Source organism: Cellulosimicrobium sp. Marseille-Q4280, from assembly GCF_943181405.1.
Taxonomy (GTDB): Bacteria; Actinomycetota; Actinomycetes; order Actinomycetales; family Cellulomonadaceae; genus Cellulosimicrobium.
In genome coordinates, this window is sequence record NZ_CALPBY010000006.1 from 221312 (window position 1) to 245165 (window position 23854).

At 74.5% G+C, this 23854-nt stretch carries 29 protein-coding genes; 14 read left to right on the forward strand and 15 right to left on the reverse strand.

Going from position 1 to position 23854, the window contains the following annotated elements; all coding sequences use genetic code 11:
- Nucleotides 1–53 precede the first annotated feature (53 nt).
- The 6 genes from NFS20_RS16345 to NFS20_RS16370 form a co-directional block, all read right to left on the reverse strand.
- Nucleotides 54–1115 carry an NAD-dependent epimerase/dehydratase family protein gene (locus NFS20_RS16345; RefSeq protein WP_251152863.1) on the reverse strand — a complete coding sequence of 354 codons (1062 nt, stop codon included), beginning with the start codon at nt 1113–1115 and terminating at the stop codon, nt 54–56.
- Between the two features lie 219 nt (nt 1116–1334).
- Nucleotides 1335–1937, reverse strand: a complete 603-nt coding sequence (locus NFS20_RS16350) for a flavodoxin family protein (RefSeq protein ID WP_251152864.1) — start codon at nt 1935–1937, stop codon at nt 1335–1337.
- A 119-nt stretch (nt 1938–2056) separates the two neighbouring features.
- Complete coding sequence (locus NFS20_RS16355) at nt 2057–2512, reverse strand: PRC-barrel domain containing protein (protein WP_251152865.1); 456 nt, start codon at nt 2510–2512, stop codon at nt 2057–2059.
- Nucleotides 2509–2907: a hypothetical protein gene (locus NFS20_RS16360; RefSeq protein ID WP_251152866.1), complete on the reverse strand. Its 399-nt coding sequence runs from the start codon at nt 2905–2907 to the stop codon at nt 2509–2511. The genes NFS20_RS16355 and NFS20_RS16360 overlap by 4 nt, the downstream gene beginning before the upstream one ends.
- Complete coding sequence (locus NFS20_RS16365) at nt 2904–4133, reverse strand: Nramp family divalent metal transporter (protein WP_251152867.1); 1230 nt, start codon at nt 4131–4133, stop codon at nt 2904–2906. Before NFS20_RS16365 ends, NFS20_RS16360 begins: the two co-directional genes overlap by 4 nt.
- Nucleotides 4130–4651: a hypothetical protein gene (locus NFS20_RS16370; RefSeq protein WP_251152868.1), complete on the reverse strand. Its 522-nt coding sequence runs from the start codon at nt 4649–4651 to the stop codon at nt 4130–4132. Before NFS20_RS16370 ends, NFS20_RS16365 begins: the two co-directional genes overlap by 4 nt.
- A 148-nt stretch (nt 4652–4799) precedes the next feature.
- On the opposite strand from NFS20_RS16370, the gene NFS20_RS16375 reads away from it, so the two are divergent.
- The 4 genes from NFS20_RS16375 to NFS20_RS16390 all read left to right on the forward strand — a co-directional run bounded on the left by NFS20_RS16375 (nt 4800) and on the right by NFS20_RS16390 (nt 8813).
- Entirely contained in the window at nt 4800–5558 is a 759-nt protein-coding gene (locus tag NFS20_RS16375; protein ID WP_251152869.1) for an ANTAR domain-containing protein, read from the forward strand.
- A complete protein-coding gene (locus NFS20_RS16380; protein WP_251152870.1) occupies nt 5555–6259 on the forward strand; it encodes a GAF and ANTAR domain-containing protein in 705 nt (234 codons plus the stop codon). Before NFS20_RS16375 ends, NFS20_RS16380 begins: the two co-directional genes overlap by 4 nt.
- 104 nt (nt 6260–6363) lie before the next feature.
- Nucleotides 6364–7032 (forward strand): PAS and ANTAR domain-containing protein, encoded by a 669-nt coding sequence (locus NFS20_RS16385; RefSeq protein WP_251152871.1) that lies wholly within the window; start codon nt 6364–6366, stop codon nt 7030–7032.
- Nucleotides 7033–7088: 56 nt separating this feature from the next.
- Nucleotides 7089–8813 carry an ATP-dependent DNA ligase gene (locus tag NFS20_RS16390; protein WP_251152872.1) on the forward strand — a complete coding sequence of 575 codons (1725 nt, stop codon included), beginning with the start codon at nt 7089–7091 and terminating at the stop codon, nt 8811–8813.
- Between the two features lie 21 nt (nt 8814–8834).
- Here the strand turns inward: NFS20_RS16390 and NFS20_RS16395 are convergent, their stop codons facing one another.
- The 6 genes from NFS20_RS16395 to NFS20_RS16420 form a co-directional block, all read right to left on the reverse strand.
- Complete coding sequence (locus tag NFS20_RS16395; RefSeq protein ID WP_251152873.1) at nt 8835–9617, reverse strand: inositol monophosphatase family protein; 783 nt, start codon at nt 9615–9617, stop codon at nt 8835–8837.
- 34 nt (nt 9618–9651) lie between these two features.
- Complete coding sequence (locus NFS20_RS16400) at nt 9652–10317, reverse strand: pentapeptide repeat-containing protein (protein ID WP_251152874.1); 666 nt, start codon at nt 10315–10317, stop codon at nt 9652–9654.
- Between the two features lie 35 nt (nt 10318–10352).
- Nucleotides 10353–10787 (reverse strand): VOC family protein, encoded by a 435-nt coding sequence (locus NFS20_RS16405; RefSeq protein ID WP_251152875.1) that lies wholly within the window; start codon nt 10785–10787, stop codon nt 10353–10355.
- Between the two features lie 31 nt (nt 10788–10818).
- Nucleotides 10819–11448: a VOC family protein gene (locus tag NFS20_RS16410; RefSeq protein ID WP_251152876.1), complete on the reverse strand. Its 630-nt coding sequence runs from the start codon at nt 11446–11448 to the stop codon at nt 10819–10821.
- Between the two features lie 53 nt (nt 11449–11501).
- Nucleotides 11502–12638, reverse strand: coding sequence for a winged helix DNA-binding domain-containing protein (locus NFS20_RS16415; RefSeq protein WP_251153044.1), 1137 nt, complete (start codon nt 12636–12638; stop codon nt 11502–11504).
- Between the two features lie 136 nt (nt 12639–12774).
- On the reverse strand, nt 12775–14907 hold the full coding sequence (locus NFS20_RS16420) for a hypothetical protein (protein WP_251152877.1): 2133 nt from the start codon (nt 14905–14907) through the stop codon (nt 12775–12777).
- A gap of 167 nt (nt 14908–15074) precedes the next feature.
- Here NFS20_RS16420 and NFS20_RS16425 point away from each other — a divergent pair, with 167 nt between their 5' ends.
- The 8 genes from NFS20_RS16425 (at nt 15075) to NFS20_RS16460 (ending at nt 21344) form a co-directional block, all read left to right on the forward strand.
- A complete protein-coding gene (locus NFS20_RS16425) occupies nt 15075–16172 on the forward strand; it encodes a sensor histidine kinase (RefSeq protein WP_251152878.1) in 1098 nt (365 codons plus the stop codon).
- Nucleotides 16169–16822 carry a response regulator gene (locus NFS20_RS16430; protein WP_251152879.1) on the forward strand — a complete coding sequence of 218 codons (654 nt, stop codon included), beginning with the start codon at nt 16169–16171 and terminating at the stop codon, nt 16820–16822. The genes NFS20_RS16425 and NFS20_RS16430 overlap by 4 nt, the downstream gene beginning before the upstream one ends.
- A gap of 110 nt (nt 16823–16932) precedes the next feature.
- Nucleotides 16933–17466 carry a DUF2243 domain-containing protein gene (locus NFS20_RS16435; protein WP_251152880.1) on the forward strand — a complete coding sequence of 178 codons (534 nt, stop codon included), beginning with the start codon at nt 16933–16935 and terminating at the stop codon, nt 17464–17466.
- On the forward strand, nt 17463–18287 hold the full coding sequence (locus tag NFS20_RS16440; protein ID WP_251152881.1) for a cytochrome c oxidase assembly protein: 825 nt from the start codon (nt 17463–17465) through the stop codon (nt 18285–18287). Before NFS20_RS16435 ends, NFS20_RS16440 begins: the two co-directional genes overlap by 4 nt.
- A 94-nt stretch (nt 18288–18381) precedes the next feature.
- Entirely contained in the window at nt 18382–19272 is an 891-nt protein-coding gene (locus NFS20_RS16445) for a DUF4397 domain-containing protein (RefSeq protein WP_251152882.1), read from the forward strand.
- Nucleotides 19269–19955 carry a class F sortase gene (locus tag NFS20_RS16450; RefSeq protein WP_251152883.1) on the forward strand — a complete coding sequence of 229 codons (687 nt, stop codon included), beginning with the start codon at nt 19269–19271 and terminating at the stop codon, nt 19953–19955. The genes NFS20_RS16445 and NFS20_RS16450 overlap by 4 nt, the downstream gene beginning before the upstream one ends.
- Complete coding sequence (locus tag NFS20_RS16455) at nt 19952–20605, forward strand: RNA polymerase sigma factor (protein ID WP_353050473.1); 654 nt, start codon at nt 19952–19954, stop codon at nt 20603–20605. The genes NFS20_RS16450 and NFS20_RS16455 overlap by 4 nt, the downstream gene beginning before the upstream one ends.
- On the forward strand, nt 20589–21344 hold the full coding sequence (locus NFS20_RS16460; protein ID WP_251152884.1) for an anti-sigma factor: 756 nt from the start codon (nt 20589–20591) through the stop codon (nt 21342–21344). The genes NFS20_RS16455 and NFS20_RS16460 overlap by 17 nt, the downstream gene beginning before the upstream one ends.
- Before the next feature lie 86 nt (nt 21345–21430).
- Here NFS20_RS16460 and NFS20_RS16465 read toward each other — a convergent pair whose 3' ends face one another.
- Together NFS20_RS16465 and NFS20_RS16470 are read right to left on the reverse strand one after the other, a co-directional pair.
- Complete coding sequence (locus NFS20_RS16465) at nt 21431–21769, reverse strand: ArsR/SmtB family transcription factor (protein ID WP_251152885.1); 339 nt, start codon at nt 21767–21769, stop codon at nt 21431–21433.
- Nucleotides 21766–22254, reverse strand: coding sequence for an SRPBCC domain-containing protein (locus NFS20_RS16470; RefSeq protein WP_251152886.1), 489 nt, complete (start codon nt 22252–22254; stop codon nt 21766–21768). The genes NFS20_RS16465 and NFS20_RS16470 overlap by 4 nt, the downstream gene beginning before the upstream one ends.
- Nucleotides 22255–22399: 145 nt before the next feature.
- On the opposite strand from NFS20_RS16470, the gene NFS20_RS16475 reads away from it, so the two are divergent.
- Both NFS20_RS16475 and NFS20_RS16480 read left to right on the forward strand, forming a co-directional pair.
- A complete protein-coding gene (locus tag NFS20_RS16475; RefSeq protein WP_251152887.1) occupies nt 22400–22735 on the forward strand; it encodes an ArsR/SmtB family transcription factor in 336 nt (111 codons plus the stop codon).
- The gene (locus NFS20_RS16480; RefSeq protein ID WP_251152888.1) at nt 22732–23478 is read left to right on the forward strand and encodes a cation diffusion facilitator family transporter; all 747 of its coding nucleotides are present in this window, start codon (nt 22732–22734) and stop codon (nt 23476–23478) included. Before NFS20_RS16475 ends, NFS20_RS16480 begins: the two co-directional genes overlap by 4 nt.
- On the opposite strand, the gene NFS20_RS16485 is transcribed toward NFS20_RS16480, so the two are convergent.
- Nucleotides 23456–23848 (reverse strand): ArsR/SmtB family transcription factor, encoded by a 393-nt coding sequence (locus NFS20_RS16485; protein WP_502800828.1) that lies wholly within the window; start codon nt 23846–23848, stop codon nt 23456–23458. The two genes, NFS20_RS16480 and NFS20_RS16485, sit on opposite strands and share 23 nt — an antisense overlap.
- Nucleotides 23849–23854: the final 6 nt, after the last annotated feature.

Below are 23854 nucleotides of genomic sequence, written 5' to 3' on the forward strand. Positions count from 1 at the left end.
GCGACCGGCTCGTCGACCGCCCCCTCGGCACCCCGGGTCGACCTCGGTCGGCGCTACACCTCGTCCGCCCCGCCCGCCGACCCGACCGCCGCGGCCCCCACGACCGCAGCGCCTGCGCGGTCGCTGTCGTCGGGCGCGTCGGGGCGGTCCTGCGGCCTGGCGCGGAACCACGCGACGGTGCGCGCCAGTCCGTCGGGCCAGGACGTACGGGCCGCCCACCCCAGCTCGCGCTCCGCGAGCGTCGTGTCGGGGCGCCGTCGGCGGGGGTCGTCCTCGGGGAGGTCCACGCGCACGATGCCGGCGTCGCACCCGGTCGCGGCGACGACGTCCTGCGCGACCCGCTCCACCGTGAGCTCGGTGGTGCTGCCGAGGTTCATCGGCCCGGTGTGGCCGCTCGCCGCGAACGCGAGCAGGCCCTCGACGAGGTCGTCGACGTAGCAGACCGACCGCGTCTGGGACCCGTCCCCCGCCACCGTGAGCGGCTCGCCCGCGAGCGCCTGCCGCACGAACGTCGGGATCATCCGGCCGTCGTGGCCCCGCATGCGCGGTCCGTAGGTGTTGAAGATCCGGACGATGCCCGCGTCGACGCCGCGGCTGCGCCGGTAGGCCGTCGTGATGGCCTCGGCGAACCGCTTGGACTCGTCGTACACGCTGCGCGGTCCGACGGGGTTGACGTGGCCCCAGTAGTCCTCGCGCTGCGGGTGGACCTCCGGGTCGCCGTACACCTCGGACGTCGACGCGAGCACGAACCGCGCCCCGGCGCGCTCGGCGAGCTCCAGGGCGTTCCGCGTCCCGGCCGACCCGACCAGCAGGGTCTCGACCGGCAGGCGCAGGTAGTCAGCGGGCGAGGCGGGGGACGCGAGGTGCAGCACCAGGTCGACACGGTCCGGCTCCGGGATCTCGAGCCCCGCGGAGACGTCGGTCACCACGAGGTCGAAGCGCGGGTCGTCGCGCAGTCCCGCCACGTTGCGCTCGTGGCCCGTCGACAGGTCGTCGACGCACACGACCTCGGTGCCGCCCGCGACGAGCGCCTCGCACAGGTGGCTGCCGACGAACCCCGCGCCCCCGGTGACCACTGCGCGCTGCACGGGCCGCGGCGTCGTCGGGGCGCTCACCGGCGCACGAGCGTGAAGAAGGTGCTCCCGCCGCCCCCGGAGCGTTGCGCCTGGTAGAGGAAGGCGAGCTCCTCGTCGTGGTCGGTCGTGGTCCTGGTCTCAAACTTCTCGGCCATGGTCGCTCCTCACGCAAGGGACGACGGGCTCTCTGCTGGACCCGGCGCCTTCACGCTGGCACGGGCCCGGAGCGCCCGCACGCGGAGAACCGCTTCTCCCGGGTCAGCCCTGCGGCGGCACGGGACGCTCGGCGAGCGCCGTCGCGACGGCGTGCAGGTTGTGCGCCATGAGCTTGCCGGTCGAGCGGGCCCACTCGTGCCCGTGCCCCGTCTGCACGTAGTCGGGGCCGGGCCCGGGGCCCTGGTTCCAGTACGTCCACGACTGGCCGGGGATCGTGTACCCGATGTCGACGAGCGCCCCGCTGATCTCGGAGATGACGTGGTGGGCGCCGTCCTCGTTGCCCGTCACCACGACGCCGGCGACGCGGTTGTACGCGACGGGCGTGCCGTCGTCGGCGGTCTCGGAGATCATCGCGTCCATGCGCTCGAGCATGCGCTGGGCGACCGACGACGGTCGGCCGAGCCAGGTCGGGGTCACCACGACGAGGATCTCGGCGTCGAGCAGCTTCTCGTGGACCTGCGGCCACTCGTCGCCCCCGCCGAGGTCCGTGACGACGCCGGGTGGCACCTCGTGGTCGACGAGCCGTACGTGCTCCACGGTGACGCCACGGTCCTGCAGCGCCTCGGCCACGACCCGGGCCAGGGCCTCCGTGTTCGACGGTTCGGGGGACTTCTTGAGGGTGCAGCTGACGAACAGGGCCTTCACGGCGGCCACCTCCGGACGCAGCTCATGACGTCGTGGGCGCGCTGCTCGACCCTCCCGACACCGTAACCACGGCCTCCAGGACTCGCCCGACCGGCACCCGGGGCGTGCAGCCGCTCGGGCTACGAGGCCGGGGTGTCGAGGCCCGGGTCGTGCTCGGTGTACCCGGCGGCGAGCCGGACGCCCTCCGGCCCCACGTCCGCGACGTCCTCCCAGCGCACCAGGTACGTCCCGCGGTGCCGCCGCCGCACGAGCTGCGGGATCGGCCACGGGGAGCGCACGTCCGTGCGCTCGTACCCGTGGAAGGACCCCGCCTTCCGCGGGCTGACGAGGATCCCGACGACGCGCGCGTCGCCCACCGCGCCCCGGCGCGCGGTCCCGGCGCTGAGCGGCTCGTCGTGCGCCCCGGCCTCCTGCTCCGTGTCCTCCTGGGGCGCGACGTCCTCGCGGTCGCGCGCCCCGCCGGGCCCGTCGTCCTCCGCGAGGAGGTCGAGCTCGAGGCGCGCGTCGACGACGAACCCGAGCGGGGCGCCGTCGGGACCGACGACCGGGGCGTCGAGCAGGTCGGAGAGGATCACGAGCCCGCCTCCGGGTCGTGCGTCCCGCCGGGGATGCGCCCGACGACGTGGTCCCGGACCCATCGCTCGGCCCACCCGACGTCGAGCCGGTCCGCGGGCACGGTGAGCTCGAGGGCCGTGCCCACGTGCCCGACGTCGTCCCACGCGATCTGCGCGCGCCGCGACCGTGGCGGGTGCCCGCCCAGGATGCGCGTCACGAGCACGGGCCACGCGACGATCGCCGCGACCCGTGCCTCCCTGCCGGGGACGACGTCGCCGCCGTCCGGCCCGACGAGCTCGAGGTCGTCCACCGTGGTCACGGGCTCGCCGTCGACGTCGAGCACCTGTCGGCTGAGCAGGTGCAGGCGCGCGTCGACGACCCGTGTCCCCACGACCCGGCGTGGTGCGTCGGTCATGATCCGGCTCCTGTCGCGATCATCAGGGGGATCGCCGCGACCGCCGCGACCACCACGACGACGAGGTACACCATGCCGAGCGCGTTCATCACGCGCCCGTTGACGTGCTCCCCCATGTACTCGGGGTCGTTCGCGACGACGAGGATCGGGATGTACGTGAGCGGCAGCGCGACGGCGGAGAACACCACGGACATCTCGGTGACCCGGATCGGGTCCACGCTCGTCATGAGGATCCCGACGGCGAGCAGCAGCGCGACGATCATCGTGAGGTGGAACCGCGCGGCCCGGGCCGGGCGGCGGAACTTGCCCCACGACCAGCCGAGGTACTGCGCGAGCGTGTACCCGCCGGACAGCGCGGTCTCGAGCGCCGCGCCGAAGGTCGCCGCCACGATGCCGAGGATCACGAGCGCCAGGAGGATCTTCCCGCCCGCGAGCGCGACGGGCAGCACGATCTGGGACAGCGACGACACCTCGATGCCGGCCGGGAGCAGGACCACGGCCCCGCACGCCGCGATCGCGACGGACAGCAGACCGCCGAGCGGGAAGCCGATCAGCACGTTCATCCGGTTCTGCACGAGGTCCTTCGCCGTCCACCGCTCCTCGACCGCGCCCGAGGAGAAGAAGAACACCTCGTAGGGCGTCATCGCCGCACCGAACAGCGCGACCGCGTAGTACCAGTACGACGCGACGTGCTCCGTCGCGGGCGGCGACGGCGGCACGGCCTGCCGCAGGAGCTCGCCCCAGTCCGGTCCGAGCAGGAACAGCGCGACCGCGAACCCGACGAGCAGGAGGCCCATCAGGCCCGCGACGTTCTCCATGACGTCGAACTTCACGCGCCACAGCACGAGCCACACCGCGAGCGCCGCCACCGGGATCCACAGCCGCGGCTCGACGCTGCTCACGAGGTGCAGCGCGAGCGCGATGCCCCCGACCTCCGCCGTGAGCGTGAGGAGGTTGATGAAGAACGACGCCACGAGGTTCGCACCTGCCGCGCGCGGGCCGAGGCGCTCGCGGATGATCTCGAACGTCGCGCGCCCGCTCACCGCGGCGACGCGACCGGACATGCTCGCGAAGACGCAGATGCCGACCACACCGACGACGACGACCCACACCAGCGAGAGCCCGAACCGCGACCCCACGACGGCGTTCGTCACGAGGTCCCCGATGTCGACGAAACCGCCGATGGCCGTGAGGATGCCGAGCGCGACCCCGAGGAGCTGCTTCACGCGCCACCCGCCAGGGCGAGCGCTGCATCGAGGTCGGCGGTCGCGGCGTCGAGCCGGGCGAGCGCCTCGTCGCCCGTCGCGGGCACGTCGCCCGCGTCGGACAGGTCGCCCCCGGCCTCCCGTGCGACCCAGGCGCGCGCCGCGACGACCTCCGCCGTCACGCCCTCCAGCGCCTCGAGCCCGGCGGACCGCTGCGCGGACGACGTGTCGTCGGGCGGGACGAGCGTCGTGAGCGCCGTCGACGCGTCCGCGAGCACGCGCACCTGGTCGAGGATCGCGGCGTCCGCGACGCTCGACGTCAGGCGGTCGTCGTCGAGCAGGCCGACGGTGAGACGGGTCGTCTCCGCCGCGGACGCCGCCTCGGCGAGCGCGTCGCGCACGGCGGCCGTGGCCTGTCCCGGCTCCTGACGGCTCGCGACGGTGCAGCCCGCCACCCCGACGGCGACCGTCACGGTCACGGAGAGTGCCGCGACGACCTTCCCGGCGGCTGCCCGCGCACGTGCTCGTCGGCGTCCCACCAGCGGATCGTCCCGCGGACCCGCGGCGTCCGCACGAGGAACCGCGTCGAGGTCGGCGCCCGGCTGACCGGTCGTGCCGCGCGCTGCGAGCAGGTGCAGGTGTGGGAGGGTGGAGCTCTGCGGGGGCGGTCGAAGGAGGTGTGGGCCCGTGGACAAGGTCCAGGTGCTCGCACGGCTGGCGTCGAGCATCGCCGGCACCGACCGGGACGCGCCCCTCGCCCTGCGGCTGTGCCGCGCGTGCGTCGACATCCTGGGTGCGCGCGGCGGCGCGATCACGCTCTCCCCGACGGGCCCCGAGCGGTGGACCGTCTCGGCGTCGGACAGCGTCGCGGCCGGCCTCGAGGACCTCGAGGAGGTCCTCGGCGCAGGGCCGGGCCACCAGGTCGCGGAGTCCGGTCGTGCCGTCGTCCTCCGGCTCGCCGACGACGTCACGGACGGCCTCGGCGAGTACGTCCACCAGGCGCGGCGCATCGCCGGTCCGGCCACGCTCCACGCGCTGCCCATGCTGCCGGTGCCCCACACGATCGGGGTCGTCGTCGTCTACCACGACGACGGCGTCGAGCTGGGCCTCGACACCGACGACCGCCAGTTCCTGGCGGACGCCGTCGGCGCCGCCCTCCTGCGCGACACGGACGTCGTCGAGGGGACGGACACCTCCTCCTGGCCGGACCGTGCCAAGGTGCACCAGGCGACCGGCATGGTCGTCGCTCAGCTCGGGGTCTCCACCGAGGACGCCATGGCCCTGCTCCGTGCCCACGCGTTCGCGGACGGGTCGACGCTCGAGGAGCTGGCGGGCGTCGTGCTCGCCCGGCAGTTCGACTTCGCGCACGCCGACGACACCCCGGACGCCGCAGACCACGACGAGAACGACGAGAACGACGAGAACGACGAGAACGAGGGACGATGACCGACCGCACGGCCGCCCGCACGCTGGCCTCCACGACGTCGGCCCTCGTCGATGGGCTGAACGTCACCGACTTCCTGGTCCGGATGCTCGGGGACGTGGCCGAGCTGTTCGCCGTCGACTCGGCGGCCGTCCTCGTCGCCCTGCCCGACGGCTCCCTCGACGTGCTCAGCGCGACGTCGCACGAGGCCACCACGCTCGAGGTGTACCAGGCCCAGCGGCACGAGGGTCCGTGCGTCGACGCCATCCGTGGCGGCGTCGTCGTCACCGCGAGCTCTGCGGACGAGATGACCCGGCGCTGGCCCGACGTCGGGGCGCGGATGCTCGACACCGGGTACCGGTCCGTGTGCGCGACCCCCATGCACTGGCAGGGCGCCGCGTTCGCCGGCATCAACGTGTTCGCGAGGGCGGAGCTCGCCCTGGGCACGACGGACCTCGCCACGCTGCGCACCTTCGCCGACCTCGCCACGCTCGCGATCGTCAGTCCGGACCGGTTGGACGACGGGGCGCTCGCCGCGCGCGTCGCGCGCGCCCTGGACGCGCGCGTCGTCGTGGAGCAGGCCAAGGGGGTCATCGCCTACCGGGACGAGGTGGACATGGCCGAGGCGTACCGCCGCCTGCTCGCTCTCGCGTCGGACCGCGGTCGCCCGCTCGACGACGTCGCGGCCCAGACGGTCCGATCGGCGGCGACCGGAGGCCGTTGAACAGCTCTCCGAGAAGCGGTGCAGAACCGCACGGAGCGAGGTACGTTGGTCTGGACGAGTCAGGCCACGGCTCATTTCTACGCCCACCATGAACGGTGACGGAGATGACTGTCGACAACTCTTCCGCCCAGCAGTCCGCCGTCGAGGCGTCGCCTCTCGAGCGTGCACTGGCGCTCGGGCCGCAACAGCTCACGGGTGAGTACCGCATCGACCTCGCGACCGGCACCTGGTGGTGGTCCGACGAGGCGTTCCTCGTGCACGGCTTCGCGCCGGGCGAGGTCGTCCCGACCACCGAGCTCGTGCTGGCGCACAAGCATCCCGAGGACCGCGAGCGCGCCCGGCGCATCCTCGACGCCGGTCGCAGGACGGGGGCACCCTTCAGCAGCGTCCACCGCATCATGGACGCGCGCGGGCGCGAGCGGACCATCGCGGTCGTGGGGCAGGGCCGGCGCGACACGGACGACCGCCTCGTGGAGATCGTCGGGTACTTCGTCGACATCTCGGCCGTCGTCGCCGAGCGCAGCGACGAGCGCGCGACCGAGCAGATCGCCGCCGCCGCCGCGTCACGCGGCACCATCGAGCAGGCGAAGGGCGTGATCGCCGCGACCTACACGATCGACCCCGAGCAGGCGTTCGTCCTCCTCCGTGCGACCTCGAACGACCGCAACGTGCGCCTCCACGAGGTGGCCAAGCTCGTCGTGCGGACAGCCACCGCGGACGGGGAGCACTGCCGCGAGCTCCTCGACGCCGTCCTCGGCCCGCGCGCGAGCTGACGTACGTCCCTCTTCTTCCGCGAGCGCCGACGCGGTCGTCGGCGCCAGGATGGACCATGCTGCTCGCCGAGGTCGCCGCCACGTCCGACGCCGTCGCCGCCACCCGCTCCCGGCTCGCCAAGCGCGCGGCGATCGCCGACCTGCTGCGCCGCGCGGCGCGCGAGGCGCTCCACGGGCCGACGCACGCGCTCGGTCCCGCGCTCGACGAGGTGGAGGTCGCCGTCGCGTACCTCGCCGGAGAGCTGCGCCAACGCCGCACGGGCCTCGGTTGGCGGTCCCTGCGCGAGTTGCCGCAGCCCGCCGAGGTCCCTTCCCTCACGCTCGATGCGGTCGACGCCGCGTTCGCGCGCATGGCGGAGCTGTCCGGCCCGGGGTCGGCGACGGCGCGGCAGGCCGAGGCCGCCGCGCTCTTCGAGGCCGCGACCGCGCGCGAGCAGGCGCTCCTCGCGGGCCTCGTCTCGGGCGAGCTGCGGCAGGGCGCGCTCGACTCGGTCGTCGTGGACGCGGTCGCGGAGGCCGCGGACGTCCCCGCGGACGCGGTGCGGCGTGCCGTCATGCTGCGCGGCGCGACCGGTCCCGTCGCGCGCGCGGCCCTCGCGGCGCCCGGCCCCGAGGCGGCGCTCGTCGCGCTCGGCGGCTTCCGGCTCGAGGTCGGGCGCCCCGTACGGCCCATGCTCGCGCAGTCAGCGCCGGACGTCCCGGAGGCGTTCACGAAGCTCGGGATCTCGGGCGGTGCGGACGCCGCGGGTGCCGGCGGGCTGCCGGGGTACGACGACGATCCGCCGGTCACCGTGGACGTGAAGCTCGACGGCATCCGCGTCCAGGTCCACCGCGACGGTGACGACGTGCGCGTCTTCACCCGCTCCCTCGACGACATCACCGCGCGCGTGCCGGAGGTCGTCGCAGCCGTCCGCGCGCTGCCGTCCCGGGCGCTCGTGCTCGACGGCGAGGCGCTCGTCGTCGGGGACGACGGGGTCCCCCGACCGTTCCAGGAGACGGCCGCACGGTCCGCGACGCGCGAGCCCGGGGACCGGCCCCCGTCCCGTGGACCGTCAGCGGCCCCGGAGCCCTCGGGGTCCCAGGAGGCGTCGGCGGCGGCCCAGGAACCCGCGCTCGCCGCCGCCCGGGACGCCGGGTTCGAGCTTACGCCGTTCTTCTTCGACGTGCTCCACGTCGACGGCCGCGACCTGCTCGACGAGCCGCTGCGAGAGCGACTCGCGGTGCTCGACGTCGTCGCCGGCCCGCACCTCGTGAGGCGCCTCGCCACCGCCGACCCGGCAGAGGCGGTCACGTTCTTCGAGGGTGCGGTGGCCGAGGGCCAGGAGGGCGTCGTCGTGAAGTCGCTCGACGCGCCCTACGCGGCCGGGCGCCGCGGCGCAGGCTGGGTCAAGGTCAAGCCGCGGCACACGCTCGACCTCGTCGTGCTCGCCGTCGAGCAGGGCTCCGGCCGGCGCAGCGGGTGGTTGTCGAACATCTGGCTCGGCGCGCGAGACCCGGACGGCGGCTTCGTGATGCTCGGCAAGACGTTCAAGGGCATGACGGACGAGATGCTCGCGTGGCAGACCGCACGGTTCACCGAGCTCGAGACGTCGCGCGAGGGACCCGTGGTGCACGTGCGGCCCGAGCAGGTCGTGGAGATCGCGTTCGACGGCCTGCAGCGCTCGACCCGCTACCCCGGCGGCCTCGCGCTGCGGTTCGCGCGCGTGGTCCGCTACCGCGACGACAAGACGGCCGCCGAGGCCGACACGATCGACGCCGTCCGCGCGCTCGCGGGCGCCTGACGAGGCATGCCGGCCGACCGCTCACAGGTGGGGCGCGACGAGGTCCACGAGCCGCGCGTGCGTCTCCAGGTCTGCCGAGACGACGAGGCCACGGCCGGTGTGGAGCGGGTCTCCGGCGAGGTCGGTGACGATGCAGCCGGCCGCCTCGCACAGCGCGATGCCTGCCGCGAAGTGGACGTTCTCGAGGAAGGAGCCGTCCGAGACGTAGGCCGCCCGCCGCCCGGCGGCGACCCAGGCGACGGCCAGGGTGGACGAGACGACGCGGGGGCCGAAGACCGACCGGAGTCGCGGATCGGCGACGAGCTGGCCGCCGACGAACGGCCGGTCGGTCGGCCCGTCGCAGTTGACGTCGACGAGACCTGACTCCGAGGTCGGCACGAGGAGGCGGTCGCGCTCGTCGTGACGGCGGAAGGCCTGCGCCCCGTCGGTCCAGAACACCTCGGCGGTGAACGGGTCCGCGGCCGCCGCGGCACGGACGCGGCCGCCGTCGACCAGCGCGACGTTGACGACGGCGAGCGGCGTCCCGGCCGCGAAGTTCGCCGTCCCGCAGAGCGGGTCGACGAGCCAGCGCCGCGAGGAGTGCCCGACGTCGGACGCACCCGACTCCTCACCCGTCCGCGAGTCCCGGGGCCGGTGCGTGGACAGGACGCCCATGATCGCCCGCTCGGCCTCGACGTCGGTCTCGGTGACGAGATCGGTGGCCGACTTCGCGGTGCGGACGTGGTCTCCCCCGAAACCTCTGCGCACCACCTCGGCCCCGGCGCGGCTCGCGGCGATCCCCACGTCGGCGTCGGTCAGGTGCATGCACCGACCGTAGCGGCCACCTCAGGACCCGCGATCAGTCGGCGACCGTGATGCCCAGGTCGCGCGCGAGCAGGTCGGCGAGCTGGGCGAGCTGCGGTGGGCTGATGGTCACGCCGCGCAGCGAGCCGACGCCGGCGAGGTCGTGCAGGTCCGCGCCGCGCAGGTCGACGTGGGCGAGCGTGGACGACTGCACGTCGAGGCGCCGCACCCGGGTGTCCGTGAAGGAGACCCGCGTGGCGTCGGCCTGCACGAGGTCGAGCTCGTCGATGGTGCAGTCCGTGAACGCGACGTCGTGCAGCACCGTGCCACGCAGGTTGACGAACCCGAGCTTGCACCCGACGAGGTGCACGCCGTCCCACGTCGACTCGTACAGCTCGGCCGACCCGATGCGCGCCCCGCGCACCTCCACGTCGCGCCACCGGCTCCGCACGCCGCGCAGCACCGGGACGTCGAGACGTTCCAGCACTGCCTCGGTCAGGGTCGCGGCGCGCAGCTCGGCCTCGTCGGCGCGCACACCCTCGAGCCGCGACCCGGACAGCCTCGCGTGGTTCAGCGACAGCGCGTCGAGCTCGAGGTCGACGAACCCGAACCCCTCGAGGTCGGCCTCGTCCTCGAGGTCGTAGCGGTCGCCGGGCGTCAGGTCGGCGAGGACGACGGGGTCCAGCACCGGCGGCTCGGTCGTGGGCTTCTTCGGCGGCATGACCCGATGGTGCTACAGGTCGCCGACACCACGTCTCAGTCGAGGCAGAACTCGTTGCCCTCGACGTCCTGCATCACGATGCACGACTCCTCCTCGCCGTCCGCGAGCATCGTGCGCACGTGGACCGCGCCGAGCGCGACCAGCCGTGCGCACTCGGCCTCGAGCGTGGCCAGGCGCTCCTCGCCCACGAGCCCGGTGCCGGCGCGCACGTCGAGGTGCACCCGGTTCTTCACGACCTTGCCCTCGGGGACTCGCTGGAAGTACAGCCGCGGTCCCGCGCCGGTGGGATCGCTCGCGACGAACCACGCGTCCCGGTCCTCGGGCGGGAGCGAGGCGGTGTAGTCGTCCCAGCCGGCGAACCCCTCGGGCGGCGGCGGCGCGACGTACCCCAGCACCTCGCACCAGAAGCGCGCGACCCGCTCGGGCGCCGCGCAGTCGAACGTGACCTGTACCTGCCTCACCGCTGCCATCGGCCCACCGTAGCGGCGCCCGCCCGACGGGTCAGCGCGGCCCGGACTCCCAGCGGAAGCCGTCGGGGTCGGTGAAGGTGCCGGTGTCGCCGTGGACGACCAGGCGGTGCGAGCCGCCCCCGTCCGGGTCCACCCCGGCGTCCTTCGCGGCCGCGCGGCGCGTGTAGAGCGCCAGCTTCAGGGCCGACCCGGGGGTGTCGAGCTCGACGTACCTGCTCCCGAAGCTCTTCCCCACCGCGAGACCGCGGTCGACGTAGAACTGCTTGGTCGCCCTGACGTCCTGCACGCCGAGAAGGAGCACGACGTCGTCCACCTCGCGCGTGGGCGGGCCGCTGTCCTTCTTCGCCGTCGACGCGATCTTCCAGATCGTGCCGTCGGGAGCCCGGACGACACCGCCGTACCCCCAGAAGCTCTTCGCGACCGGCTTGAGCACGGTCGCGCCGGCGTCGAGAGCCGTGCCGACGAGGCTGTCGACGGTGCTCGGCTGCGCGACGACGAGCGACAGCGTGAAGCCGCGGAAGCCGGACGTCGGTGCGTCCGACTCCCGGACGCGGACGGTGCCGCCGAGGCCGAAGGCCTGGTCGTAGAAGACCTCGGCGGCGGCGACGTCGGTCACCTCGAGGGTGACGTGGTCGATGGCGGTGCGGTTCGTGGTGTCCATGCCCAGAACGGTAGGAGCGGCGGGACGGCGCGCGCTTCTCGATTCCTGACCGGTCACGCGGCCCCGATCGTCCGGACGTCCCCGGCCGGGAGCTTGGCCCACCAGTGGCCGTAGCGGGCGAACGGCGCCGGGTCACGGCCCGCGAGGAACGCGACGAGCGACCGGGCCTCGGCCTCCAGGGCCGGCCACGCGTCGTCGGGCACGGACCGGTACGTGGTGACCTCGACCCCCTCCGCGACCGGGCGCCACACCCCGACGACGTACCCGTCGACGAGGACGGTCGGGAGGACGTCGCCGTTCGAGCGCGTGACGAGCGGACGCACGTCCGGCGGGACGACCCGCGAGCGGTCCGCGTACGCGAGCAGCGTCTCGTCCCACATGCCGAGGAGCCGGGGCGGTGCGGGCACGTCCTCGTCGGGTCGCGGCGCGCCGGGGACGTCGAGCAGCTCCGCACCGTCGGGGCCGGCGAACCGGTCGACCGTGTCGCCGAGCGTCTTCACGGCGGCACGGACCCGGGCGCGCGGGATCATCGCGACCTGCGACACGTCCGCGACCGACGCCGGACCGAACCCCTCGAGGTAGCGCCGCACGAGGGCGGGGAGCGCGTCGTCGAAGGCCGTCGTCACGCGCGGGAGCGCGTCCGTGCCGGCCGCGACGTACGACGCGCTGGTGCCGAACGACCACGGCCCGCCCGTCGGCACGTGGCGCAGCGGCGCGAACGTCCGCAGCGCCCACCACGCGCCTCGCGGCGTCTCGGGGACGCGCGCGTCGACCCACGCCTCGAGCTCGGCGCCCGTGCGCGGGCCCGCGGCGTAGGCGAGGAGGTACGGGACGAGGGCGTGCGCCTCGTCGATCGAGATCCCGCTCACCGCGAAGCGCGGGTCGTGCAGGCGCGCCGCGCGCAGGGACGGCTGCATCGCGGTGTGCACCGTCTCGTAGTCCTCGGCGTGCACGAGGTGGAGCGCGATGCGCAGGAGCGAGGCCTTGACCACCGCGCGGTCCGCGAGCGCCGCGTCGAGGTCTGCCGGGTCGAAGCGCGCGACGCGGTTCCACAGCGCGACGTACGGCGACGCGGGGTGCTGCGCCTGGAGCGCGACGACGCGCCGCACCGCCTCGGGGACGGTGAGATCCGCTCGCTCGAGCAGGAGCTGACGCGCGAGCGTCGCGCGGTTGAGGGCGCGTGGCGACATCGTCACGTCCTGACCCTCGCGCTCGCGGCCCCCGTCCGCACCCGGAGCCAGGCTCGGGGCTCCCGCGCGCGCTGCGGCATACGCACGGGAGCCCGGCACCGCACGCGGTGCCGGGCTCCGCGACTGCTCGGACGGGTCAGCGGTCGGCGGTCCGACGACGCGCGGCGAGGACCAGGCCCGTGCCCGCCAGGACGATGAACGCCCCCGCGGCGAGCACGCCCGCGTCGCTGCCGGTCTGCGCCAGTGCGTCGGGCGACGCGGTGGTCGCGACGTCGGCGACAGGGACCGTGTCCGTCAGGCCCAGGTTCGTCGGCTCGGTCGACGGGCTCGTCGCCACGACCGCACCCGAGTCGTCGACGTAGACGGGGGCGACCGGGTCCGCCTCTGCGGGGTCGGCCGGGCCCGTCGGGTTCGTCGGGCGCGTCGGGTCGGCCGGGTCCGTCGGGTTCGTCGGGCGCGTCGGGTCGGCCGGGTCCGTCGGGTCCGTCGGGTCGGTCGGGTCGGTCGGGTCGGTCGGGTCGGTCGGGTCGGTCGGGTCGGTCGGGTCCTCCGGCTCGTCGGCGAGGGTCACGCCGATCCAGTCCCAGGCGACGGAGACGCTGTCGAGACCACCCAGGCCGATGAGCCAGTGCTGCTGGCCGGTCTGGATCCACGTCTGCGTCGCCTCGTCCCACGCGGAGCTGTTGAGGTCGTTGCCGGTGTAGAAGTTCGGGCTGCCCTTGGTGGTGCCCTCGGCCGAGCCCCACACCTGGAACGACGGGAGGCTGCTCACGTCCGTGCCGGCCGGGACACGCACGAACACCTTCTGACCCGGGGTCACGGAGCTGACGACCTGGCCCTTCGCGTTCACGAGCACGACGCCCGCGGGCATCGCGGAGCCGTCCGCGGTGCGCAGCTCGACGTGCACGTCGCCCGTGCCGCCGGCGAGCGAGGCCGTGAAGCCGTAGTCGGTCGAGCCGTCGGCGTTGCGGACGAAGCCGTTCGAGACGAAGCCCGGCTGCGGCATGACGACGTTCTCGGTGAGCGCCTGCTCGATGAGCCAGGCAGCCGTCTCCAGGGTCGCCCTGCGATCGCTCGATCCCGACGACCACTGCGCGTAGCCCCACTCGTCGGTCTCGAACTGCTGCAGCGCGAAGTCGGAGAGGGTGACGTGGTCGTCCTCGTCGACGTCGAAGAAGAGGCCCATGACGTCGTGGCCGGTCGAGAAGTACCAGACGGCGAACTGCGTCGCCTCGTAGCCCGTGTACTCGACGCGTCGCTGGACCTGCTCCTCCCACATGTCGCGGACCTGCTCCTCGGTGTAGTAGCCCTCGTCGAGGTACCACTGGTAGGACGTCTGGAACTCCTCCCAGGACTGGCCCGGCGCCATCGCGACCCCCGCGCGCTCGAGCAGCTCGGCCGCGTTCGCGGCACGTGCCGTCATGTCGGCGCCCCCCGTGAACCCGTTGACGAGGATCGTCTGGTGGGCGTCCGTGTTCTCCCAGTGCATCCCCTCGGGGTCGGCCTTCGCGACCTCGCCGTTCCACGCGTGCCACCACGAGCCGGCGATGTCCCGGTCGTAGACCATGTGCGTCGTGCCGTCGTCGTCCACGAGCTCGTGGTGGAGGATGTGCAGCTGGGGCTGACCGCTCCACCCGCTCCAGTCCTTGCCGGAGCCGCCGTCGACGGGCTCCTGGAAGTACCAGTAGTCGCAGGGGAAGCCGTGGTAGTACCCGTCGTGCCAGTGGGGCTCGTACTCGGCGTCGGGGTACGCCGCCTGGGCCGCGCCCAGCGCGGACGCCGAGGCAGCCAGGGTGGTCGCCGCGGTGGGTGCGGCGTCGGCGGCAGCCGCGGCCTCGGCACCCTCCGGGACTGCCTCGGGCTCGGTGCCGGTCTCCGTCGTCTCCGCCTCGGACTCGGTGCCCGTCTCCGTCCCCGGCTCGCCGCTCGGCTCGGCCTCAGGGTCCTCCTCGGCCGCGGGCGCGACGATCGGGTCGACGGGCGCGGCCTCCGGTGCCGGCTCGACGGGTGCGGCCTCGGGTGCCGGCTCGACGCTCGCAGGCTCGGATGCCGGGGCCTGGTCGACCGGTGCGACGACCTCGGCGGGAGCCTCGACGGCGGGCTGCTCGACCGACGGAGCGGCGGGAGCCTCGGCCGCCGCCTCCTCGGAGGACGCCTCGGGGGCGGTCGTCGGGACGGCCTCTCCCTCGGACGCGATCGCCGCGAGCGGGGCGCCCAGGACGAGGGCGGCCGAGACGGCGGAGACGGTGGCGGTGCGACGGACCTTCATGATCGAGCTCCTCGGGTGCGGTGCGGGTGTCTTCCTGATGACTCCACGTTCCCGCCCGTCGGGGTCCTGCCGGCACGCCCGAACGGCGGTCGGCACTACCTCCGAAAGTCGACTCCTGCGGGGCGGGTCCCGTCGCCGCGCCCGAGGGCCCTCGCTAGCCTGGGTCGGTGGCCGTCCACGTCTCGCGGACCGATGTGCTCGTGGCGGCGGCCTGCGCCCTGGGCGGCGCCGTCCTCACGGTGCTGCGGGCACCGTCGCCTCCGGGCTGGGCGCCTGCCTGGCTCGAGCTCACGGCCCAGCTCACGGCTGCGGCCACCCTCCTGGCGCGGCGCAGGCACCCGCTCGCCGTGCTCGCGACGTGCCTGGCGCTGTCCTTCGTCGCGCCCGTCGTCGCGGCTCTCGGTGCGCTGCACGCGACCGCGCGCTACGTCGACCGCGCCCGCGTCCGCGTCGCTGCGGTGCTGGTGGCCGTGGCGACGACCTGGCCATCCTGGCTGGTGACGTCGGAGACGACCGGAGCGAGCCTGCTGTGGGCGGGGACGCTCGTGCTGCTCTTCGCCTTCTTCGCCGGCACCCTGGAACGCCTCCAGTCCGAGACGGACGCGCGCGCGACCGCCGCCGCGGAGGACGCGGCCCGGGCGACGGAGCGAGCCTCCCTCGCGCGCGACCTGCACGACGTCGTCGCGCACCGGATCAGCTATCTCGTGGTCGAGGCAGGCCTCATCACCGCGACGAGCCCGGACGAGGAGGCCCGGCGGATCGCCACCGAGATCGGCGACGGGGGGCGCGCCGCGCTGGCCGAGATGCGCGACCTCCTCCGTGCGCTGACGTCCGAGGGCTCCGGGTCCACAGGTGCCGGTGGCCCCGGGGCGCCGTCTGCGGTCGGGGACGTCGAGCGCCTGGCCGACGAGGCGCGGCGGGCGGGCCTGCCGGTCCGCGTCCACGTCGAGGTCCCACCACCGCACGCGACGCCGGACCTCGTGGACCGGACCGTGCAGCGCGTCGTCTCCGAGGGACTCACGAACGTCGTCCGCCACGCGCCGGGGAGCGCGACGAGCGTCACCGTCACCCCGGCCGGGCGCGGCGTCCAGGTGACGGTCGAGAACGACCGTCCCGCGGGGCCGCCCACCGGGCTGACGACCGGCGGGTTCGGGATCGCCGGGCTGCGCGAGCGGGTAGAGCTCCTGGGAGGGACCCTGGACGCAGGTCCGACCGGCTCGGGCGGGTTCCGGCTGAGCGCCACCCTGCCGAGGAGGGACGCATGATCCGCGTGGTGGTCGTGGACGACGAGGCGTTGCTCCGCGCCGGGATCGTCCGGCTCGTCGACGTCGCCGCCGACCTGGAGGTCGTCGGGCAGGGCGGGGACGGCGCGGAGGCGGTCCGGCTCGTCCGGGAGCTGGCGCCGGACGCCCTGCTCCTCGACATGCAGATGCCCGTGATGGACGGGCTCGACGCGACCGTGGCGGTCCATCGCGAGCACCCGGGGACGGCGGTCGTCGTCCTGACCAGCTTCCTCTCGGACGAGTACGTCCTCCCCGCCCTCCGCGCGGGCGCCGTCGGGTACCTGCTCAAGGACTCGACGCCCGAAGAGCTCCACCACGGCATCCGTGCCGCGGTCGCCGGCGACGCGATCCTCTCCCCCGCCGTCGCGCGACATCTCCTCGCCGCCGCCGGGGACGACCGCTCGTCCCGGCGCAGCGAGGCTCGCCGTCGTCTCGACGCGCTCGCGCCGAAGGAGCGCGAGGTCGTGGTCGCGCTCGCCGACGGGTTGTCGAACGCCGAGATCGCCGGACGGCTCTATCTCGCGGAGTCCACGGTCAAGGCCTACCTCGCGCACGCGATGGCGAGGCTCGGCACCACGAACCGGACGCAGACGGCGATCCTGGCCCACGAGGCGGACCTGCGCGCGGACTGACCGACCACCCGGCGGACGGCGGGTGCCCGCCGGGCGAGTGCCGGTGGTCCGCGTAGCGTGGCTCGTCCACGGGAAGAAGCCCCGTGCCACCTCCCCCGAGGAGGCCTGCCATGAGCACCAGCACCAGTGTCCCTGCGTCCGGCCGCACCACCGCGGGCCCTCCCGGCATCGCCCTGCCCGGCATCGTCCTGGGCGTCGGGCTCGGCGGGTTCGTCGACGGCATCCTGCTGCACCAGATCCTGCAGTGGCACCACATGCTGTCGAGCGCGGGCAGCGCGAACATCGACATCGGCAGCTACCCGCCGACGACGGTCCACGGCCTGCAGATGAACACGCTCTGGGACGGGCTCTTCCACACCGTGACCTGGGTCGCGGTGCTCGTCGGGCTGGGCCTGCTCTACGCACGCGTCACCGAGGCGCGCGGGCGGGTCTGGACGTCGCGGACGCTGTGGGGCTGGATGCTCGTGGGCTGGGGTCTGTTCAACCTCGTCGAGGGCCTGGTCGACCACCACCTCCTCGCGATCCACCACGTCGTGAGCGGTCGGTACCAGACGCTCGCGGACGTCGCGTTCCTCGTCCTCGGCGCCCTGCTCGTGGTCGGCGGCTGGCTGCTGCAGCGCACGGGCCGGCCCGTCGAGCCGTGACGAGCCACGGCGACCACGGCGGCGCGGGGCTCGGTCTGGACGGGGAGTCGCTGCTCGTCCTCGCCGCGCTCGGGGTCGTCGCGTGGGCCTACCTCGTCCTCGCGCTGCGCCAGCACGCCGACCCGCGCGGATGGAGCCCGTGGCGCACCGCGAGCTTCCTCGGCGGCGTGGCCCTGCTCGCGGCCGCCCTCGTGCCGGCGCTGTCGCCGCTGCCCACGGGCTCGTTCGCGGACCACATGTACCGGCACCTGCTCGTCGGCATGTACGCGCCGCTCGCCCTCGTGCTCGGCGCGCCGGTGACGCTCGTCCTGCGGTCCGTGGGCCCGCGCGCCGGACGCCGCGTCGGGCGACTGCTGCGCCGTCGACCCGTGCAGGTGCTCGCCCATCCGGTGACCGCCGTGCTGCTGAGCGTCGGCACCCTGTACGTCGTCTACCTGACGCCGCTCTACGCGGCGACCACGCAGCACCCGACCCTGCACCACCTCGTGCACCTGCACTTCCTGGCCGCGGGCTACCTGTTCGCGTACGCCCTCGCCGGCCCGGACCCGGCGCCGCACCGGCCGTCGGTCCGCGCCCGCCTCGTCGTGCTGGGCGTCGCGATCGCCGCGCACGCAGTGCTCGCGCAGCTCCTGTACGCCGGGGCGTTCGTCGCCGTTCCCGGCCCGGCCGCGGACCGGCGGACGGGAGCGGAGCTCATGTACTACGGGGGCGACCTCGCGGTGGTCCTGCTCGCGCTCGCCCTCGTCTCGACCTGGCGCCCGGTGCGCGCGCCGACGCGCGCCGTGCACACGGTCACGGCCAGGACGACGACTTCTCCCTGATCGGTGCATCCAAGACCGTCCTCCCACCGGAAGTAGTGGTGTCAGCAGCACTCGCGCCCGGCAGCAACGCCGGGCCCGCCATCTGGAGGACACCATGCACCGCACCGCACGACGCAGCGCCGCGCTCGCGGGCGCCGTCGGACTCGTCGCCCTCGGCGCGTTCGCGGCCCCGGCCTCGGCCGACACCGCGGAGAACGCCAGCCTCTCCGTCCTGCACGGCGTCCCGGACACGCCCGTCGACGTCTGGGTCAACGACGAGCTCACCCTCGACGACTTCCAGCCGGGCGACCTCGCAGGGCCGCTCGACCTGCCCGCCGGCACGTACAGCGTGGCGATCACCGCCCCGGACGCGACGGACACGAGCGCACCCGTGATCGGGCCGGTCGACCTGCCCCTCGAGGCCGGTGGGAACTACACCGCCGCGGCCCACCTCGACGCCGCCGGGGAGCCCACCGCGACCCTGTTCACGAACGACACGTCCCCGACCGCCGCGGGCGAGGGCCGGCTCACGGTCCGGCACATCGCCGCCGCTCCGGCCGTCGACGTCCTCGCGGGCGGCACGGCCGTCGTCTCCGGTCTGGAGAACCCCGACGAGTCCGTGCTGAACCTGCCGGCGAGCACCGTCTCCGCAGCGATCGCGGCGGCCGGGACCACCGAACCGGTGCTCGGCCCGGTCGACGTCACCGTCGCCGAAGGCGTCAACACCATCGCCTACGCGTGGGGCAGCCTCGACGCGGGCAACCTCGCCCTCGCCACGCAGACCGTCGAAGGCCTGCACTCCGCGCCGGCCGGGGTCCCGGGCGGGCAGTCCGGGCTCGCGGCGGAGGCGTCGACGTCCTCCGTCTTCACCACGGCCGCCATCGCGTTCGGCGCGAGCCTCTTCGGTCTGCTGCTCGTCGCAGCGGTCGTCATGGGCACGCGGGCATGGCGCGAGCAGCACGTGGCCACGGCCGGCCGGACGACGCGCGGGCACCGCTCGGCATGAGGTCACGGCACGCGACGGCGCTCGCGACCCTCGCCGTGGGTGCCGCCCTCCTCGTCGGCGGGTGTGCCCCTGCACCCGCCGACGAGACCGCCGCCGGAGGTCACGTCCCGGCGGCGGAGGCTCCCGCCCGGCCCGCCCCGGGCGGGGGCACCGGCGGGGCGGACGCGGCGACGTCGGGCCCCGTGCCCGACGTCCCCGTCCGTCCCGCTCGGGACCAGCCGGCGGAGGCGCCTCCGGCGGCCACCCGGGTCGTCGTGCCGTCGATCGGGCTGGACATGGCCGTGGAGCCGGCGGGCGTCGACGGCGAGGGCCAGATGGCCCTGCCCGACGACGCCCGCTCGGCGGCGTGGTACCGGTTCGGACCCGGCCCCGCGAGCCCCGAGGGAGCCGTCGTGGTCGCCGCGCACGTGGACGACCTCGACGGAGCAGGACCGTTCGCCCGGCTGCCCGAGGTGGCCGCCGGCACGACGGTAGACGTCGTCGACGCGACGGGCACCACCTACACCTACACAGTGAACGGCGTGGAGGACATCGCGAAGGCGGACCTCCCGCTCGACGTCGTCTTCGACCGCGGCGGCCCGCCCCGGCTCGTGCTCGTCACCTGCGGGGGCGAGTGGGACCGGGAGCGACGGTCGTACACGGAGAACGTCGTCGTCACCGCAGAGCGGACGGGCGGTGCGTGACGGGCTACGATCGCCCCACGCGCACACGGCCGGCGACGACGAGGACGGCCCCGAAGCACGGAGGACCCGAGCTGAGCTCCCCCGACACCGCGGTCGACGACGCCGACGTCGCCCTCCTCGGCCGACGGTTCGCCGACGGCGACGAGGAGGCGCTCGCCGAGGCGTACCGCCGCTGGTCGACGCTCGTGCACACCATCGCCCTGCGGTCGCTCGGGAACCGTGCCGACGCCGAGGACGTGACCCAGCAGGTCTTCGTCGGGGCGTGGCGCGGGAGGCACCGGTTCGACCCGGACCGCGCGCGGCTGCCCGCCTGGCTCGTCGGCATCACGCGGCACAGCGTCGCCGACGCGCACGAGGCACGGTCCCGGGCCCGACGCTCCGAGCAAGCCGTCGCGGCGTCGGCTCCGAACCCTGAGACGACGGAGGACGACGTGCGCCGGGTCGCCGACCGCGTGCTCGTCGCGGACGAGCTCAGACGGCTCGGAGACCCGGGTCGGACGATCCTGGAGCTCGCGTTCTTCCGTGACCTGACGCACGTGCAGATCGCCGAGGAGCTCGACCTGCCGCTCGGTACGGTCAAGAGCCACGTACGACGGAGCCTGATCCGGCTGCGCGACCGAATGGAGGTGGACGGTGCAGCACATCGATGACGAGACCCTCGCGCTCCTCGCGCTCGGCGAGGACGTGCTCGACGACGCCGCGCGCGCCCACCTCGGCACGTGCCCCGACTGCGCCACCGAGGTCGACGGCCTGCGCTCGGTGGTCGACGACGCGCGGGCCGGCGGTCCGGACCTCGTCGCGCCCGGCCCGGAGGTCTGGGATCGGATCCACGCGGAGCTCGGGCTCGGCGCCTCGTCGACGACACCGACCGGCGGCGTTCCGACCGGCGCGAGCGACACCACCACCGTCGCGAGCGACCTCGCGACCGTGACGCCGCTCGCGGGGCGGCGGCGCCGCACGTGGCTCCCGGTCGCCGCGGCCGCGTGCCTCGCGCTCGTCGTCGGCGTCGCGGGCGGCGTCTGGTGGGAGCGGCGCGAGCTCACGCCCGCGGAGACGACCGTCGCGACGGCCGACCTCGCCCCGCTGCCCGGCTGGGACGACGCGAGCGGCGAGGCACGGGTCGAGGAGACGGCCGACGGTCGGCGCCAGGTCGTCGTCTCGCTCGACGCCCCCGCGCCGGACGGCACGTTCCGCGAGGTGTGGTTGCTCGCCGAGGACGTCAGCGGGCTCGTGAGCCTCGGCGTTCTGGAGGGCTCGGAGGGCCGGTTCGACCTCCCGGCGGGCCTCGACCTCGCGGCCTTCCCCGTGGTCGACGTCTCGGAGGAGCACTTCGACGGCGACCCGGCACACTCGGGCGACTCCGTCGTGCGGGGCCCGCTCGACGTCTGAACCCCGAACGCGAGATCGACCCGTACGTCCCGCGATCGACCTTCTGAGGGTCGATCTCGGGACGTACGGGTCGATCTGCGGGTCCGTCAGGACGACGACGGCGACTCGGCGATCCGGCGGAGCGCCGCGAGACGGCGGTCCCACCCGGCGCCGATGGCGTCGAGGGCGCGGGCGGTCTCGGCGAGGCGTGCGCCGAGCGCGCGGTACCGGACCTCGCGGCCCGCACGCGACGCCTCGACGAGGCCGGCCTCCGCGAGCACCGTGAGGTGCTTCGCGATGGCCTGCCGGCTCACGGGCAGCAGCTCGGCGAGCGCGGACGCCGAGAGCTCGGCGCCGCCCAGCTCGGTGAGGATGCGCCAGCGCGTGTCGTCCGCGAGGGCGGCGAAGACGGGCGTCAGCGCCTCTCCCGCGAGCGGGCTGCTCACGCCGACGCGCCCGCCGGGGGGACGGTCGCCCCCTCGAGCAGGTCGACGAGCTCGTCGAGCTCGCTCGTCCAGCCCTGGCGGTGGTCCTCGAGCGCCGCGCGCGCGTCCGCGAGGTGCTCGAAGCCGGTCTCGACGACGGTGAGGACGGTCGACGCGCCGTCGGGCTCGAGCGTGAAGCGCGCGACGGTCGAGTTCTCCTCCGTCAGCGCCTCCCCGGCCGGAGCGCTCCAGCGCAGCGCGAGCACGGACGGCTCGTCGTACTCCTCGATGCGGACGGGCGCGTCGGTCTCGCCGTCCCAGCCGAAGACACCCTCCCCGCCGACGCGCAGGTCGGGGAGCGTGGCGCGCTGCCCGAACCACTGGCTGATGAGGTCCTCCTGCGTGAGCGCCGCCCAGACGCGGTCCGCGGACGCACGGATGTGCACCGTGCGGGTCACCGTGAACGTCTCCTGGTCGACGACGGCCGGCTCGTTGGTCGTGGTCATGGTCGTGCTCCTCTCGGGATGGGCTTCTCGAACTTGTGCAACTCCACAGTTGCACGCGTGGTGACCATGCGCAACCCCCCAGTTGCAGATGGCGCGCTTTCGGCAACCCTGTTGTCGATACAGCGTTCCATGTACTGTCAGTAGCATGGCCGAGACCGTCACCCTGACCCACACCGCCGCGCTCGCGCGGCTGGGCCACGCGCTCTCCGACGAGACCCGTGCGCGCATCATGCTGACACTGCGCGAGGCGCCGGCATACCCGTCGGACCTCGCCGACGCGCTCGGCGTCTCTCGGCAGGTCATGTCCAACCAGCTCGCGTGCCTGCGTGGCTGCGGCCTCGTCGAGGCGATCCCCGACGGGCGCCGCACCTGGTACCGGCTCGCGGACCCGCACCTCGTCCCCGCGCTCGACGACCTCCTGCGCCTCGTCGTGACCGTCGACCCCACCTGCTGCGCACCCGAGGGGTGCACCTGCTCATGACGTCGACCTCCCTCGGCCCCCGCCCCCTGCCGACGGCACGCCGGGCCGTCCTCGAGCGGAGGATCCGCTGGGTCGTCACCGCGACCATCGCCTACAACGTCGTCGAGGCGGTCGTCGCGATCACCGCCGGGCGCGTGGCTTCATCCGCCGCGCTCGTCGGGTTCGGCCTCGACTCCGTCGTCGAGGTGCTCTCCGCCGCAGCGGTCGCCTGGCAGTTCGCCGCCCCGGAACCGCAGCGGCGCGAGCGCGTCGCCCTGCGCCTCGTCGCGGTCTCGTTCTTCGGCCTCGCGGCCTTCGTCACCGTCGACGCCGCGCGCACCCTGCTCGGCGCCGCGGAGCCCGACCACTCGACCGTCGGCATCGTCCTCGCCGCCGTGAGCCTCGCCGTCATGCCGTTGCTGTCATGGTTCGAGCGGCGCACCGGCCGCGAGCTCGGCTCCGCGTCGGCGGTGGCCGACTCGAAGCAGACGCTGATCTGCACCTACCTGTCGGCGGTGCTGCTCGTCGGGCTGGTGCTGAACAGCACGCTCGGCTGGACCTGGGCGGACCCGGTCGCCGCCCTGGTGATCGCGGCGTTCGCCGTGCGGGAGGGCGTCGAGGCCTGGCGCGGCGACGCGTGCTGCGCCCCCGTCGGGGCGCTCCTGGCCACCAACGACGAGGACGGGTGCGACGACGGCTGCTGCACCCCGGGGCCGCCGGCCCGACAGCCGGCCGGCCCGCTCACCCCTGGGCGGTCTCCGTGAGCACGGTCGCCAGGGCCGTCAGGGCGCCCGGGACCAGCGAGTAGTACGCCCAGCGGCCGCGCTGCTCACGGGTGAGCAGTCCGGCGTCGACCAGGATCTTCAGGTGGTGGCTGACCGTCGGCTGCGCGAGACCGACCGGCCCGGTGAGGTCGCACACGCACGCCTCGCCGCCGTCGTGCGCGCCGACGATCGACAGGAGCTGCACTCTCGTGGGGTCGCCCAGCGCCTTGAACACGCGGGCGAGGTCGCGCGCGACCTCGGGGTCCGCGGCCTCACGGACGAGGGGCGCACAGCACCCCGCCACGGCCGGTGATGCCTGGGTCGTGGGCGTCAGCTCCAACGTCGTCATGACGTCCATCTTGCCACGCATCGACAA